The following is a 13,650-nucleotide window of genomic DNA, read 5'->3' as shown; positions in this document are numbered from 1 at the left end:
CTTCTCATTAGTTGTGCAAACTTTTGGGAAGCTTCTTTTTTCTTCTGAAAATAAATTCAGAGGTATTATTAACAAACACAAAAAGCATAAAATGTGCAACACACATATTCCTTTGAAATTGTTACATTAATGTTTGTTCAATTTGAGTAATCCTTACTTGTGCTAACGGAGGGTTTAAATATTGTTTGGTGAGTCCGTGAGTGATCAACGACTTCTTCAAGCAACGAACACTTAACGTCATATCCCCGGAAATCAAATTGATGAGAGGAATCAACTATTAAGTACTCTTGAAAAATCACATAGATTCGATTGAGCCAGGGGTTATGTTAGAAGTGATTGAGGAAAAGTTTAATTTTCTTCAAGCCTATTCACAAGCAGATGGAGCTAAAGAAAACAACATATAGCTACTATTGCTAAATAATAGATAATGAATAAAGCAATGCTTGAGAAACTCCATTCACCTAGCTAAAAGGCATTTTTCACTAAATTACTGCATATAATAGAATTGCAAAAAATGTTGAGGTGATAGGAATGCTCAAGCAAGAACTAACCAACCGGATGAAGCAATTGCAAGAGAGGTTAATTACGAACGAATATGACGCTTATATTATTACTGCCGAAGAAGACATCTGGTATTACACAAACATTACATACAAACCAGAGGAACGCCCCTTTCTCATCATCATTGTCCCCGATCAAACACCTACATTACTTGTACCAAAGCTTGAAGAATCCCACGTACATAAAAGTATTATCGATTATGATATTGTTTCTTATTGGGAGTTTCCATCTTCAGATGGCAGCAATTGGTATGATAAACTAAACCAGTTGATCCAAGGTTATTCACGAGTAGGAATCGAGAGTAACGTGCGTACAGACGTTTATCATCTCATGCAAGCAAAGGAACTAGTTTTAGCACAGTTAGTCGAAGCACAACGTAAAGTGAAAAGCGTCTATGAACTTGAAAAAATTCGCATGAGTGCTAAAGTGTGCGATGAAGCAATGGAGGATATTTTTAATACGATTTATCGCGGTGCCAGTGTGTTAGAACCATTTACCTTATCAAAAAAAGTACAAACCAACCTTATAAAAACAAAGCAATTTGACCCAATCACAACTTCAGTGCTCACAGCAGTTTGGAATGCACCGACAAGTGCGATGCCGCATAGTATTCCTGAGTTAGGTGATCGATTTGGGGATGGACCGAACGTCGCGATGGCCTATTTTCGAATTAACGGATATTCAGCAGAGTGTGAACGGACGTTTTTTTTTTTTTGGACAACCTACCAAAGACGATGTGGAAATGTTCCAACATATGCAAAACGCACGAAATAGGGCGTTGAGTATGGTGCGAGCAGGTGTAAGGGCAGGAGACATCGATGCAGAGGCACGAGCTTATTTTGATCAACATGGGCTACTTAATCGTTTATTACATCGTACCGGGCATGGAGTCGGCTTGCGAAATCACGAAGGACCGTATATTGCAGAAGGTAGCAACGAAATACTAGAGGAAAATATGGTGATTACGATTGAGCCGGGCATCTATATTGAGGGGGTAGGCGGATATCGACACTCCGATACCATCCGTGTAACCAAGGATGGCTATGAAGTTCTTACAACATTTCCTACTGATCTAGTAGATATGACGATCACCAAATCGAACATATTGGCAAAGCTAAAAGGGAAGTTTATACAGAAGTATTTGAAGCTTTGATGTTAAGTTTGGCATGAGGTTTAATGAAAAATATATATCAGGTTAGCGTATCAAATCGCGGTGATGCTTACCACACCAAACCTGATAACTTCTACAATCAATTTTAGTGAGTCAATCGAATTCGTTTTGTTTATGTTGAATAGTGTTGTAGTATAGGTGAAACGAGTAATATGAAAATAAGAGGTGACCCTGATGGGTCACCTCTTATTTGTGGTAGGGATGATTGTTATTGATGCGATATGCCCGATATATCTTTTAAAATAATATTGTTGTCTTAAGCCGAATGTCCATGTTACTTATAGTTATTGTTTCATCGGTCTGGATATTTCCTTTTCTCACTATTATCGATACATCAGAAATTTAAGTCACACTTAAATCTTGTATTTAGTATGATCGATGTGTTGGTTATTGTATTATGGATAATAGAACGACTGCCTCAATAAATATTTATAATATAAAAATTAAGGAGAATTACATGGCCTGGAGCAAATTGAAGCAAAATCTGGAGAGCTTTCTCTGTCCTGCATTATATGGAAGGGTTGAATACCGTGCAACCAGCTATCGTTATTTACCTGATAAAGCAGGAATTTGTTATATTGCGGTAGATAAAAAGAATGTACTCAATATGAGTGATAGTACTACCTTAATCAGATGGTATCAGACGGAGCTGGAAATTAAGAATGATTCAGATATCCAAATTCCTATCAGCAATGAGGAAATTGAAGCGGTAAGAAAAGAAACCAAGGGGATAGTTCCGGAAGATCGTCTACAAGTAATTGCAAGGGGTAGAAAATTATCAGAATATGCAAAGGAGCTTTTGTCAGCGCAGTCATCATTAAGTAAATCAAATTTTATCGTTGTAGCTAATAAGTTTTTATCCACTTCTATAGAGGAAAACATAGAGAGCAATGATATCCTATTGAATATTCTAGCTTTAGTGGACAGACGCGTTGGAAAAAAACGAATTTTAAACATGACTGAGAAGATGAAGTTAAAGCATCCAATTGTGCAGTATTTTTATGAACTAAGGCTTAGTACGTTATGAGAATAAATAACTCATTACATGAACATCTTTCATTACTTATTGATTTCCTTCGTTTTCAATCCAAGAGAATTTATACATTTGTTATTGAGTTTACTGAGCTAGCAATTAGAGTAATTAATTCGGGAAGATCAGTGGTTAACTCAGAAGGAAGAACTCTAGAGCTTTTTATAAAAGTAAATGCAGAACTCAAGATGTAGTTTTAGTTAGGTTAACAAGACTACATCATTTAATACCTCTGTGACCTACAAGCAACACAGGAGGAGTGTGTGAATAGATGCTAACATTTTGCTAACGCAATCAAATGAAAAACGATAAAATTCAGTTAAAGATGTTACAATGAACATTTTTATATGTGTTGATATAGCTCACTTTTGGAACACATCGTTAAAGATATTACACACTTTCACCTTATGGGCGGCATGATGTAGGCCAACAGGATGTTGGTCACTCGGACATTGCGACAGGACGTCGCGCTTTTAGTCCGAGTTCCGCTGTTTCTCAACCCTTGATTAATAAGGGTGTGTATGTAAGGTGAAAGTGAAATGCTAACATTTTGCTAACATAGAGGATTATAATCGAGGCTTCTCATTAGTTGTGCAAACTTTTGGGAAGCTTCTTTTTTCATTTCTTTTGTCACGTGGAGATAGACATTCTTGGTGATTTGATCAGCTGAATGGCCAAGTCTATCCATGATTTGTTCCAGTGCTACACCGGCCTCTGCAAGAAGCGATGTGTGTGTATGTTGTAAAGAGTGTGGGGTTAATTCGGTATTTAACTTTGCTAGTGCCAGCAGTCTTGCCATTCTAAGTTGTACCATTTTGATAACGATTGGATATCCTGGCTGCCGTTCAGTTTTTGCAAAGATAAAGTGCTGATTATTATAAGCATCGCCTAATTGTTCGCTGATTTTTTCTTGCTTCACTTTGTGATGCTTTAATGCTACTATCAAAACTTCATCTACAACTACTTTTCTTCTGGATTTTTTCGTTTTTGGTGTGACTAACTGAAACTGAACCGTATTATTATTAGGATTGTAATACGTTTTAGTAATGCTGATTGTCTGATTCACAAAATCAATAACTTTCCACTTGAGCGCTACTAATTCACCAACGCGAATGCCTGTATAGGATAGGATAAGAAATATTAAGTAGTCTAGCTCCAATCCTTGCTTCTTAGAGGTACTTAAGAACAGTGCAAGCTCTTCTTTTTCAAGATATTTAGGAACTGCTGCTTCTTCCAGCTGTTCAATGGTTTTTTTTCCTTTTTTAAGATAGGCAAATTCAGGAGGGCACTGAAAAACCCCGAAACAGTATTTTTTCATAATATTTTTATGCTCCTACTTTATTTTATTCAGAAAGCATTGGTGCGGCGGCACAAGACTCCTGCGGGAAAAGCGGTCGCAGGAGCGTAGCGACGAGGAGGCTCGCCACCGCCCGCGGAAAGCGAGTGCCAGAGCACCAATGACCTATCACTATTTAGCATATAATTATTAGAATTTTCAGTAGAAATAAACTTTTTCAGTGCCCTCTCATTTTAGATGGTCTTTTTTTATATATGAGACAAAACAAATCCCAAAATGAAAGTTCGGGAATGAAAAAAATGCTTAGTTCTAATTTAACCAAGCATTTTACATAAACCCAATAATATCTCGTGTGTTGCCACATACACTTCGCACACTGTGAGGAGGTGGCTTGGATTAAACTGGTTTAGTTAACATATAATTATTTAAGGGAGTGAATGTGCGATTACGCATGTTGACTCCTTTTAATATTTTCCTAGCTGGTATAGCTTGCTTAGACCAGCCATGGAGCTAGCTTCTAAGTCTAGTTGGAGAAACACAATCAATGTGGACAAGATTGTCAACATAACGTGGGTTGGTTAAGATAAATCTAATGATAAAAACATTCCATTTGTCATTCTCATTTGCTTTTCCTGCAATTAGGGAAGGAGTAGAAACTTCCTCTTTGTATAATCGTCTAGTGGTACTTTATTATCCACTTCCTTCTAATTATTGTCAGAAAATCCCTTGAATTAATACGATATTCTTTTGAAAAAATCACTATTATAGAAAAAAATTAACAATTAATTTATACTGTTATATTGCTAGATCAATGTGATATTCTGATTATTTTCCTTTAAATTGAAAAAGGCAAACTTATCGAAAGGTAAGGACGCAAAGCTACGAGTCTAAAATCCTCTTGGATAATGATAGTCGAGTTGCCAAGATAAGAAGTGGTTATTTGGCTACCCCCAATTTTTTGTTGGGGTAGTTTTTTCGTTTAGAAGAAGTATTGTAAGGAACGGCAGCTTACATTGTCAGGTCATGGATATAGAGACAGTAGCTAAAAAATAGTAATAGAAAAGGAGATTAAATATGTTAGTTGTTGATAAGCCAAAATATAAAATGGCGATTTTTGAAGCAAAAAAAGAAGTACACGTTCAAATACAAGGGTTTATTAAAGCGGATCTTGCAGAGGAATATTTAAAAGATTTGCAAGAGACAGTGGCAAAAGTAACGAAAAGTACGTATAGATTTGTAGTTGATGCAACATACCAATCACCCCTTCCTTCAAAGGTTTCAGCAAGGCTAGGGCAAACACTAATGTTTTATGCATCACTAGGCTTTAAAGAAATTTTTATTGTCAATCCAGCCTCTAAAATTGCATATGTGCAAGTGCGAAATGCTTTAGAGGGAGTTAAATTCCCAGGAACAGTAGTCGACAATGTTTCGCAATTAGCAATGCGTTAGTCTTTAATTAACTATAATCACACTTTGGAAAGGGATTTTACGATGCAGACAATAGAAGATTTATATACATATGAAATACTTACAAAGGACCAGCCAGATTTAATTGAAAAGGCAGCAGCGTGTTTAGCAAGCACATTTATTGGAGTAGATGTTGCTGGCAAATGGGTGCAAGAACCGATAATTGGGTACGCCTTAAAATTAACTTACGAAGATTTCTATCAATTTACGAAGGAATATATCGAGACAAATGCTCACCAAGGCTACTGTGCTGTTGCGCTAGATATAGAACAAAATGTTGTAGGCGCACTAGTAGGGGATACAAATGCCTTTGAAATTATCGAAGGCGATATTTTTGGCGGCACGCTTGCTGATATGAATATAGTAATGCGTGTATTAGAGGATATCGATATACGTTTCCTAGATGATTATAAAAAACGTTATGGAAAAGATATGGAAGATGGAGAAGTATTACATTTATTTTTATTAGGTGTAATTGCTGAGCATAATCGTCATGACATTGTACAAAGGTTAGGCGATATATTAATAAAAAAAGCAACAGAAGAAGGCTTAAGACTTGTGTTAGCTGAAGCGACAAATCCGAAGTCAATGCGCGTGTTGGAGAAGTATCATGGCTTGACAAAATATGAAGACGTAGAAGGAAACTTTATTGTTCATAAATATGAAAACAATGAGAAGCTAAGCAATATTCCATCGACTGTAGCAGATGGAATTTACATCATTGTGAAAGAGCTATAAAATTTCATCATTAATACGTTAGTAGAATAGGAGGTTTTTTTCATGGAAGCGATCATGCTAGGGATTATTGTGGTTTTATTATGTACATCTTTGTATTTTGCTTACCGATATTTTTCGCTTAAACGTCATTCCCATATAAATAATGAGGTTATAAACGGAATGGAAGAATTATCAGCAGGTCAAGTAAGAGAGCAATTTCATTTATTCGCAAAAAATGTGAATGAAAAAGGTGAAAATCTTACTGAACATGGGGAATATGCAGCTGAGAAGGCTGATATTGTAAGGGCCGCAATCGATGAGGTAGGTAAAGGCTTAAAAAAGCAATTAGTAGCTACTGAAGAGAGTTCTACTTCTATCGAAGACATGACAGAGGCTATTGAAGAACTATCTATAAGATCAAACCAAATTTCAGAACAATCGAATACGACATTAGAATTGACGCAAGAAGGTAACGAAAAGTTAAAAGATTCGATGGTAAAAATGGAGCAATTTGATCAAACGATTAATACAACATTTGATGCAATAAATATACTTGGAGAAAAATCGCACGAAATTGGTAAGATTGTTAAAGTAATTACGGGGATTTCAGAGCAAATTAATTTATTAGCATTGAACGCAGCTATCGAAGCAGCTCGTGCAGGTGAACACGGTAAAGGGTTTGCTGTAGTTGCTGATGAAGTTCGTAAATTAGCTGAACAATCACGTCAGTCATCTTCTGAAGTGTCGAATATTGTTAAAAATATTCAAGAAGAGACGGACAGAGTTGTAAAATCAATGGCGCAAGGAACAGAAGAATTTGCACAAACAAATACAACAATTTTAGAAATTGGAACGATGTTCGAAAAGATTTTAGATACTACAAAAATTATTGCTGAAAGTAATGCTAATTCATCTGCAAGTACAGAAGAATTATCTTCAGGCTCTCAGCAAATTATGGCAGCAATTAAAGAGATTGCTTTCATTTCTCGAGAATCAGTTGAAATGTTTGAAGAGCTAGTTGAAATTAGCGATGATGAATTTAATACAATGCAAAATTTAGTTCAAGAGGCAAAAAATCTTATAGAGCTAAAAAATGATGAAAAACTTTTTTCATTAGATAAAGGTGTTGAAACTGTGGGTTCTAAAAGGGTTTAAGGTGCTGAAAATAAGGTCAGTGTGGCTGTATAAAGAAATATTTATCTCTCATCTGGCAAAACTTTTCTAGTGTATATTCAAAGTGAAGTTTGGAAAAGTTTAAAGTAAAAGGACTCTGGATGTCGTTATTATACTACTTTAAAGATCGAGTATATATGAACATTGATTGAAGTAGCGGTGTATTACTACTACATCTAAATATTATAATTTTGAACCACCCTCAAAACTTACCACATGCGGCATGATGTAATCTGCTCCTGAAATCATTGGTATACATGGTTTTAATGTAAGATGAAAGCTAAATGCTAACATAGTAAATATTATTTTAAGCTTCTCATAAATTGTCCGAATTTTTGAGAAGCCTCTTTTTTCATTCCTTTGGTTACGTGTAGATATACATTTCAAATTGTATTATCGTCAGAGTGACCACGTCTATCCATAATATCTTCTAATCCTTTAGTAGCAGCTGTATCCAAGAACAGTGCGAGTTCTTCTTTTTCTAAGTACTTCGAGATTTCTCGTTCCTCTAGTTCCACGATGGTTTTCTTATCTCTTTTTAGATAAGAAAACGCTGTTGGATCCTTTTTGATCCGTTCCATTTCTATGCCTTTCTTGAAAATCATTCTCCCAGTGCGGTGAACCCCATCTAGCGTGTTATCAGCATATCCCTTCTCTTTTAAATCGTTTAGAGCATCCTGATATTTCTTTAACGTAATATCCTTTAGTTTCAAGTTAGCAAAGTAGGGCAATAATTTATCAATTTCATGCTGTCTCATACGAATGGTGTCGGGCTTTACGTTATTCGTCTCAATGTAAATTGTTAGCCATACTTTTGCAAAGTGCTTAAATATGATGTTCGTTTCATCTACATACGTTCCTGGGTTTAATTCGTGAATTAGAATTGTAGCTGCTGCTTCAGCTTTTTGTTTTAATTCGGCCTTTTGATTTTTGCTTTCTTATCCATGTATTTGGATTCAGCCCAATGTCAACAACCAAGGTCCAAGTAGAACCGCAAATTTTATCCCTTACATAAGTAATTGGAAGAACAAATTGAAAACATTGAAACTAAACGTTTTGATATGAAGTAAACTATAGGGGTTTACAAATATTCTAAAATGACAGAATTACACTTGCAAAATTTAATTCTAATATGGTATGATTTATTTACCTAAAGAGTTTCCACTGGGAAACAAATTTTCGTATGGTTAACAATTGATGCGATTATCATTTTCTAAAGTAGCGCATTTTTTGATTAAATATTTGTATTGGAGGAACTAATACGACGAGATCTTCATATATTTTAAAGATAAAACCATTTTTTCGAAACGGGATTAGCATATAGTTTGCTTTTTTTTACCTTAAAAGTTTCCCTAGGGAAAGAACGTAGTGTAAAAAAGTATTGGTACGTTTATCATTTTTGACAATGGTGTATATCTCAATGAAAAGTTGTCCTCGTGCAAGTTTTGTACATTAAATATTAGCGAAGGAAGGATTATTTGGGGAAATAGTCATTTCTATAAAAGAATAATATGTTTCCTACTATGGTAGTGAGGCGTTGGAAAATGTAAGTGTCACAGTTGAAGAAGGTAAGTTAGTAGGTATTATTAAGGCTTATAGTAATCAATTTTCCTTATTGACAAAAGTGGAGGTAATAAAATGAGTAATGAAAAAAATGTTTCTAGGCGGGATATTTTAAAATTGGGTTCTGCAGGAGTTATTGGATTAGCGGGAAGTTATTTTTTGAATACAATTACTGGATTAACGCCCGCTGTAAAAGCGGCAACACCCAGTGGAAAAAAACATGAACACATGAATCACGGCAATAGCAGTACTGATTTATCAAAAAGCGAAGGTTATTTAATGGCTGAAAAGTTACTTACTACTTTTGATTATGGAAAAGTTAGTACTCTACCAAGTGGGCAAATATTGAGGGAATATGATGTCGTGGCAATTGATAAAGAAATAGAAATTGCAAAAGGAATAAAATTTCCTGGATGGACCTATAACGGAACAATTCCTGGACCGACTTTTCGTTGCACAGAAGGTGATCTTTTACGGTTTCACTTTACTAATAGTGGAAGTCATCCTCACTCTATTCATTTTCATGGAATTCACCCACCGGAAATGGATGGGTTGGATCCCATTTATCCTGGTCAAAAATTCACATATGAATTTGACGCTAATCCATACGGGTTACAAGTTTACCATTGCCATGTCCTCCCGTTAGCCCGACATATTCATAAAGGTTTATATGGTAATTTTATTATCGATCCAAAAAAGCCAAGAGAACCGGCACTAGAATTGAACATGGTCATGAATGGATATGATTTAGATTTAGACGGTGAAAACGAATTTTATACGGTAAATGGATATGCGAATGCATTTATGAATCACCCCATTAAAATCAAGAAGAATCAGCTCGTTCGAATTTATCTTAGCAATTTAACGGAATTCGATTTATTGAATTCTTTCCACTTACATGCTAATTATTTTACGTATTACCCAACAGGTAGAAACGATAACCCATCTCAATTTACAGATACAATCATGCAATGTCAGGGTGAACGCGGAATAATAGAAGTTCGTTTTCCATTTGAAGGTAAATATATGTTTCATGCTCATGTAAGCGAGTTCGCTGAGTTAGGATGGATGGGATTTTTCGAAGTAGATTAAAGGAGGTTTATAAAAGTGAAGGTTAAATGGTTAATTTCTGGGTTAATACCGCTACTACTACTTGTCGTAGTTGTAGCATGGGTGATGATAAATGGCGCTGGTATTGAAAAAGACCCTGCTGCCCCAATCGAAGTATTAAATATTGAACGTATAAACACAACACATAACGGATTTGAATTATCAATTAGTAATACCGGGCCAGAGTCGATTAAGATATCTCAAGTAATAGTAGATGATTCAATATGGAATTTTAGTGTTTCTCCAACAGAAACATTTAAACGATTTGAAGAAGGAGTAGTAACGATCAATTACCCGTGGGTGCAAGGTGATCCGCATGTAATTAAGATAATTACTGAAAATGGAATTATTTCGGAAGGAGAAATTACAGCCGCTACTCTCACTCCAGAAAGAACTTTGAGCAATTTTCTAAATTACGGGTTTATCGGCTTTTATGTGGGAGTTGTTCCAATTACATTAGGATTATTGTGGTATCCATTTATGAAACGGTTCTCACGAAAATGGATAAACGCAATTCTTGCTCTTACCGTTGGGTTACTTCTATTCTTATTTATAGGAACTTTGTCTGATGGTTTTGAAATTGGTGCAGAAGCTCCTATGGTTTTACAAGGTAATATGGTGGTTATTTTAGGAGCATTACTAACTTTCATATTGTTAATTGGTTTTGATCAGTATCAACAAAAAAAGCTACAAAAGAAAGCTTATTCTCCTTTTAATATCGCTTTGTTGATGGCTGTCGGAATCGGGCTGCATAACTTTGGAGAAGGTTTGGCTATTGGTACCTCTTTTTCTCTAGGTGAAGCTGCACTAGGAACATTTTTAATCATTGGGTTTACCCTTCATAATATTACGGAAGGTATAGGAATAGCCGCTCCTTTATTAAAAATGAAACCTCGGATTCGAGACTTCGTATTACTTGGAATAATAGCAGGAAGTCCTGCCATTTTAGGAACTTGGTTTGGTGGATTTATTTTCTCACCAATTCTCGGGGCTTTGTTCTTAGGGATTGGAGCAGGTGCCATTTTACAAGTAATTTATGTCATTACTAAAATGTTAATAAACGATCACAAGAAACATTTAGAACCAACTGTATCTTGGTTAAATTTTAGTGGTTTTACAATAGGTCTATTAATCATGTATCTTACAGCCTTTTTTGTTAAATATTAAATTGTCCTGGGGCGAAGGAATTGCAAAGGAACCATTGAAAAAAAGAGTGATTTTGGAATCTGACTGAATAAACAAGAAGACATAAATATATATGTTCAAAGAATATTCTAACATCAGTTGTGTAGTAATGATGAAATTAATCGAAAATCTGAATTCACCCCTAGATTTTCAACAATGTTTAAACAAATAAAGGTTTAAAAGAGCTTGGGAAAGAAATTAATTTAAATGATTAGTTTAGATAAATTATATGTGATCATTTTAAAAAAAATAAAAAAATGGAGGATATTATGATACAAAACATAGGAATTCCAGGATTAATATTGATTCTAATAATTGCTCTTATTATTTTCGGGCCTTCTAAGTTGCCTGAAATTGGAAGAGCATTTGGATCAACATTAAGAGAGTTTAAAAATTCGACTAAAGATCTATTATCAGATGACAAAAATGCTTCAAAAATCCAAGAGCAAGAAAATAAAGATATAAATTAAAGAAGTGTAATAAAATATTGCACCTTTTTTTCAAGGGGGGTTGTTGATGAAAGGTCAAAATATGCAAGTTGTACAACATTTACAAGAGTTGCGAAGGGCGATAATTATCACATTAGGATTTTTTCTACTGTTCTTATTGCTTTCCTTCATTTACGTTCAAGATATTTATCGCTTACTCGTCAAAGACTTACCATTTAAGCTAGCCTTATTAGGACCAAGTGATATATTAATGGTGTATATAATGATTGCAAGTGTGGTCGCTTTAGCTGCTACGATGCCTGTGGCTGGACATCAAGTTTGGCAATATGTACGACCGGGTCTGACGCCAAAAGAGCGTAAAGTGACTATTGCTTATGTACCTGCATTGTTTATACTATTTATAGTAGGAATTAGTTTTGGTTATTTTATTCTATTTCCATTAGTGCTGAATTTTTTAATGTCATTGTCAAATGACATGTTTACTACTTTTTTCACAACAGAAAAATATTTCCGATTTTTGTTACACATGACTTTACCTTTTGGAATTCTGTTCGAATTGCCAGTCGTGATTATGTTTTTAACAAGTTTAGGAATAATTAATCCATATGTTCTACAAAAAATAAGAAAATATGCGTACTTCGTGTTAATTATTACGTCAATTTTAATTACACCACCTGACTTTTTATCAGATATTCTAGTGATTATTCCATTACTACTTTTATATGAAGGTAGCATCACTTTATCTAAATTTGTGTACAATCGACAGCAAAAAAATAATGATGAATCAATTGTTTAACTACCCACTCTTTTCTAGAACTAAGTAAGCCCCATATGTATGCTAGTCTCAATAAAGCGACTCTTTAATTACGATACCATTTTAGCATTAGCATCTTTTGTGATTATTGCTTTTTGTATGGTTTTTATCAAAGAAGTCTTTTGAGTAAAGAAAATTACTTTGTAAAATGAACTGTTACTTCCTTACATAAGGAAATAACGGTTCATTTTTATTTTCATTCAAATAATTGTTTGACTGTCTTGCAGAATAGAAATACGTCATGCTCAAACGACGATTTGAATGATACACATATTAAAGAACAAGTAGCTCAACAAATTTCCCAAATTGCTAAAGAAAAAGAGATTTTAACTATTAGAAAGCCTATTATCATTAATTTTGAGCTAGACGAAGTTGATGGATTTTAATTGTGATTTAGAAGAGGAAATGCATGGGCATGAAAATCCTCTTTTTGAAAAAGAAGTAGATGAACTCAGTGAATATGAGTTTGGAGAAATGGTTCGGAAAACAGTAGAAGCGATTATCCTGCCACATTTAGACATACTAGAGTTAGTAGAAGAAAAAGGTGGCCAAATTCAATTTTTAGATGTTTGGCAACAAACTTTTACTGAAGAACTAAAAGAAGAAGTACGTAAGCGAGATGGTTTTAAATGTGTAGTATGAAATGAAGAAACACATTTCCATTTCCATCATAAAATACCTAGGAAATTAGGTGGGCCGAATCATCAAGATAATTTAGTAACATTATGTGCATCTTGTCATGGAATTATAGAGACTGCCGATGTAGAACGCGCATATAAAAAATGTATGAGTAATTATATGAAAGCTAAAGTATCTATGCAAAAGCCTGTTTATAATAAAGATATGTATTTATTAAAAGAAGAAGTTGTGCAGCAACTAGATGCATTATTTATGAAACTTAGTTTGTATGATGAAACAAATGCAGTGGAAGTGCTAGATATTCTCAAGAAAGTAGAATATATTTTTGATTAAACATTACTAGCTCCCTAAAAAGACATAAGAATAAGATTCCTACACAAGATGCACACAAAATCCCCGAATTATTCCGATTGAATTCTCGAAACAAGGATTCTTTTTTGGGTTTTATAATAACGGACTGATATTTTTTGTTGA

General features: G+C 34.6%; 14 protein-coding genes, 1 pseudogene and 1 riboswitch. Of the genes and pseudogenes, 13 read left to right on the top strand and 2 right to left on the bottom strand.

The features are described from left to right. Positions 1-531: 531 nt before the first annotated feature. From MHH87_RS16325 to MHH87_RS16315, 3 genes are all read left to right on the top strand, one after another. Positions 532-1,335, top strand: coding sequence for a M24 family metallopeptidase (locus MHH87_RS16325; protein ID WP_340750279.1), 804 nt, complete (start codon positions 532-534; stop codon positions 1,333-1,335). Beyond that, positions 1,304-1,714, top strand: a complete 411-nt coding sequence (locus tag MHH87_RS16320) for a M24 family metallopeptidase (protein ID WP_340750278.1) — start codon at positions 1,304-1,306, stop codon at positions 1,712-1,714. Before MHH87_RS16325 ends, MHH87_RS16320 begins: the two co-directional genes overlap by 32 nt. A gap of 475 nt (positions 1,715-2,189) precedes the next feature. Continuing rightward, the gene (locus MHH87_RS16315) at positions 2,190-2,759 is read left to right on the top strand and encodes an SF0329 family protein (protein WP_340750277.1); all 570 of its coding nucleotides are present in this window, start codon (positions 2,190-2,192) and stop codon (positions 2,757-2,759) included. A gap of 556 nt (positions 2,760-3,315) precedes the next feature. On the opposite strand, the gene MHH87_RS16310 is transcribed toward MHH87_RS16315, so the two are convergent. Next, a complete protein-coding gene (locus MHH87_RS16310; RefSeq protein ID WP_340750276.1) occupies positions 3,316-4,080 on the bottom strand; it encodes a site-specific integrase in 765 nt (254 codons plus the stop codon). An 817-nt stretch (positions 4,081-4,897) separates the two neighbouring features. Continuing rightward, positions 4,898-4,984: riboswitch (cyclic di-GMP riboswitch) on the top strand. Between the two features lie 149 nt (positions 4,985-5,133). Between MHH87_RS16310 and MHH87_RS16305 the strand changes: the two genes are divergently transcribed. Genes MHH87_RS16305 through MHH87_RS16295 form a run of 3 tightly spaced genes read left to right on the top strand, consistent with a single transcriptional unit; the run spans position 5,134 to position 7,398 of the window. Further along, positions 5,134-5,508, top strand: coding sequence for a hypothetical protein (locus MHH87_RS16305; protein WP_340750275.1), 375 nt, complete (start codon positions 5,134-5,136; stop codon positions 5,506-5,508). A 42-nt stretch (positions 5,509-5,550) separates the two neighbouring features. Next, the gene (locus MHH87_RS16300) at positions 5,551-6,264 is read left to right on the top strand and encodes a hypothetical protein (protein ID WP_340750274.1); all 714 of its coding nucleotides are present in this window, start codon (positions 5,551-5,553) and stop codon (positions 6,262-6,264) included. A 42-nt stretch (positions 6,265-6,306) separates the two neighbouring features. Next, on the top strand, positions 6,307-7,398 hold the full coding sequence (locus MHH87_RS16295; RefSeq protein WP_340750273.1) for a methyl-accepting chemotaxis protein: 1,092 nt from the start codon (positions 6,307-6,309) through the stop codon (positions 7,396-7,398). A gap of 401 nt (positions 7,399-7,799) precedes the next feature. Here the strand turns inward: MHH87_RS16295 and MHH87_RS16290 are convergent, their stop codons facing one another. Further along, the gene (locus MHH87_RS16290) at positions 7,800-8,210 is read right to left on the bottom strand and encodes a hypothetical protein (RefSeq protein WP_340751033.1); all 411 of its coding nucleotides are present in this window, start codon (positions 8,208-8,210) and stop codon (positions 7,800-7,802) included. An 844-nt stretch (positions 8,211-9,054) separates the two neighbouring features. Here MHH87_RS16290 and MHH87_RS16285 point away from each other — a divergent pair. From MHH87_RS16285 to MHH87_RS16260, 7 genes and pseudogenes are all read left to right on the top strand, one after another. Next, positions 9,055-10,071, top strand: coding sequence for a multicopper oxidase domain-containing protein (locus tag MHH87_RS16285; protein ID WP_340750272.1), 1,017 nt, complete (start codon positions 9,055-9,057; stop codon positions 10,069-10,071). A 15-nt stretch (positions 10,072-10,086) separates the two neighbouring features. Further along, positions 10,087-11,256 (top strand): ZIP family metal transporter, encoded by a 1,170-nt coding sequence (locus MHH87_RS16280; protein ID WP_340750271.1) that lies wholly within the window; start codon positions 10,087-10,089, stop codon positions 11,254-11,256. 287 nt (positions 11,257-11,543) lie between these two features. Continuing rightward, a complete protein-coding gene (gene tatA, locus MHH87_RS16275) occupies positions 11,544-11,744 on the top strand; it encodes a twin-arginine translocase TatA/TatE family subunit (RefSeq protein WP_340750270.1) in 201 nt (66 codons plus the stop codon). Positions 11,745-11,790: 46 nt separating this feature from the next. After that, positions 11,791-12,519, top strand: a complete 729-nt coding sequence (gene tatC, locus MHH87_RS16270) for a twin-arginine translocase subunit TatC (protein WP_340750269.1) — start codon at positions 11,791-11,793, stop codon at positions 12,517-12,519. Positions 12,520-12,912: 393 nt separating this feature from the next. Beyond that, positions 12,913-13,179: a hypothetical protein gene (locus tag MHH87_RS16265; RefSeq protein WP_340750268.1), complete on the top strand. Its 267-nt coding sequence runs from the start codon at positions 12,913-12,915 to the stop codon at positions 13,177-13,179. A 21-nt stretch (positions 13,180-13,200) separates the two neighbouring features. Then, positions 13,201-13,269, top strand: a pseudogene (locus tag MHH87_RS18970) (HNH endonuclease); the annotation flags it as partial. 66 nt (positions 13,270-13,335) lie between these two features. Beyond that, positions 13,336-13,509 carry a hypothetical protein gene (locus tag MHH87_RS16260; RefSeq protein WP_340750267.1) on the top strand — a complete coding sequence of 58 codons (174 nt, stop codon included), beginning with the start codon at positions 13,336-13,338 and terminating at the stop codon, positions 13,507-13,509. Positions 13,510-13,650: the final 141 nt, after the last annotated feature.

The sequence above is a fragment of the Solibacillus sp. FSL H8-0538 genome (assembly GCF_038003525.1).
Taxonomy (GTDB): domain Bacteria; phylum Bacillota; class Bacilli; order Bacillales_A; family Planococcaceae; genus JBBOPI01.
This window is presented reverse-complemented; position numbering and strand designations above follow the sequence as displayed.

What these genes read in the sequence shown, in the direction of transcription:
- MHH87_RS16295 (WP_340750273.1), top strand. Translation starts at nt 6,307, where the DNA reads ATGGAAGCGATCATGCTAGGGATTATTGTGGTTTTATTATGTACATCT.
- MHH87_RS16260 (WP_340750267.1), top strand. Translation starts at nt 13,336, where the DNA reads ATGAAAGCTAAAGTATCTATGCAAAAGCCTGTTTATAATAAAGATATG.
- MHH87_RS16265 (WP_340750268.1), top strand. Translation starts at nt 12,913, where the DNA reads ATGGATTTTAATTGTGATTTAGAAGAGGAAATGCATGGGCATGAAAAT.
- MHH87_RS16300 (WP_340750274.1), top strand. Translation starts at nt 5,551, where the DNA reads ATGCAGACAATAGAAGATTTATATACATATGAAATACTTACAAAGGAC.
- MHH87_RS16310 (WP_340750276.1), bottom strand. Translation starts at nt 4,080, where the DNA reads ATGAAAAAATACTGTTTCGGGGTTTTTCAGTGCCCTCCTGAATTTGCC.
- tatC (WP_340750269.1), top strand. Translation starts at nt 11,791, where the DNA reads ATGAAAGGTCAAAATATGCAAGTTGTACAACATTTACAAGAGTTGCGA.
- MHH87_RS16320 (WP_340750278.1), top strand. Translation starts at nt 1,304, where the DNA reads ATGTTCCAACATATGCAAAACGCACGAAATAGGGCGTTGAGTATGGTG.
- MHH87_RS16315 (WP_340750277.1), top strand. Translation starts at nt 2,190, where the DNA reads ATGGCCTGGAGCAAATTGAAGCAAAATCTGGAGAGCTTTCTCTGTCCT.
- MHH87_RS16305 (WP_340750275.1), top strand. Translation starts at nt 5,134, where the DNA reads ATGTTAGTTGTTGATAAGCCAAAATATAAAATGGCGATTTTTGAAGCA.
- MHH87_RS16285 (WP_340750272.1), top strand. Translation starts at nt 9,055, where the DNA reads ATGAGTAATGAAAAAAATGTTTCTAGGCGGGATATTTTAAAATTGGGT.
- MHH87_RS16325 (WP_340750279.1), top strand. Translation starts at nt 532, where the DNA reads ATGCTCAAGCAAGAACTAACCAACCGGATGAAGCAATTGCAAGAGAGG.
- tatA (WP_340750270.1), top strand. Translation starts at nt 11,544, where the DNA reads ATGATACAAAACATAGGAATTCCAGGATTAATATTGATTCTAATAATT.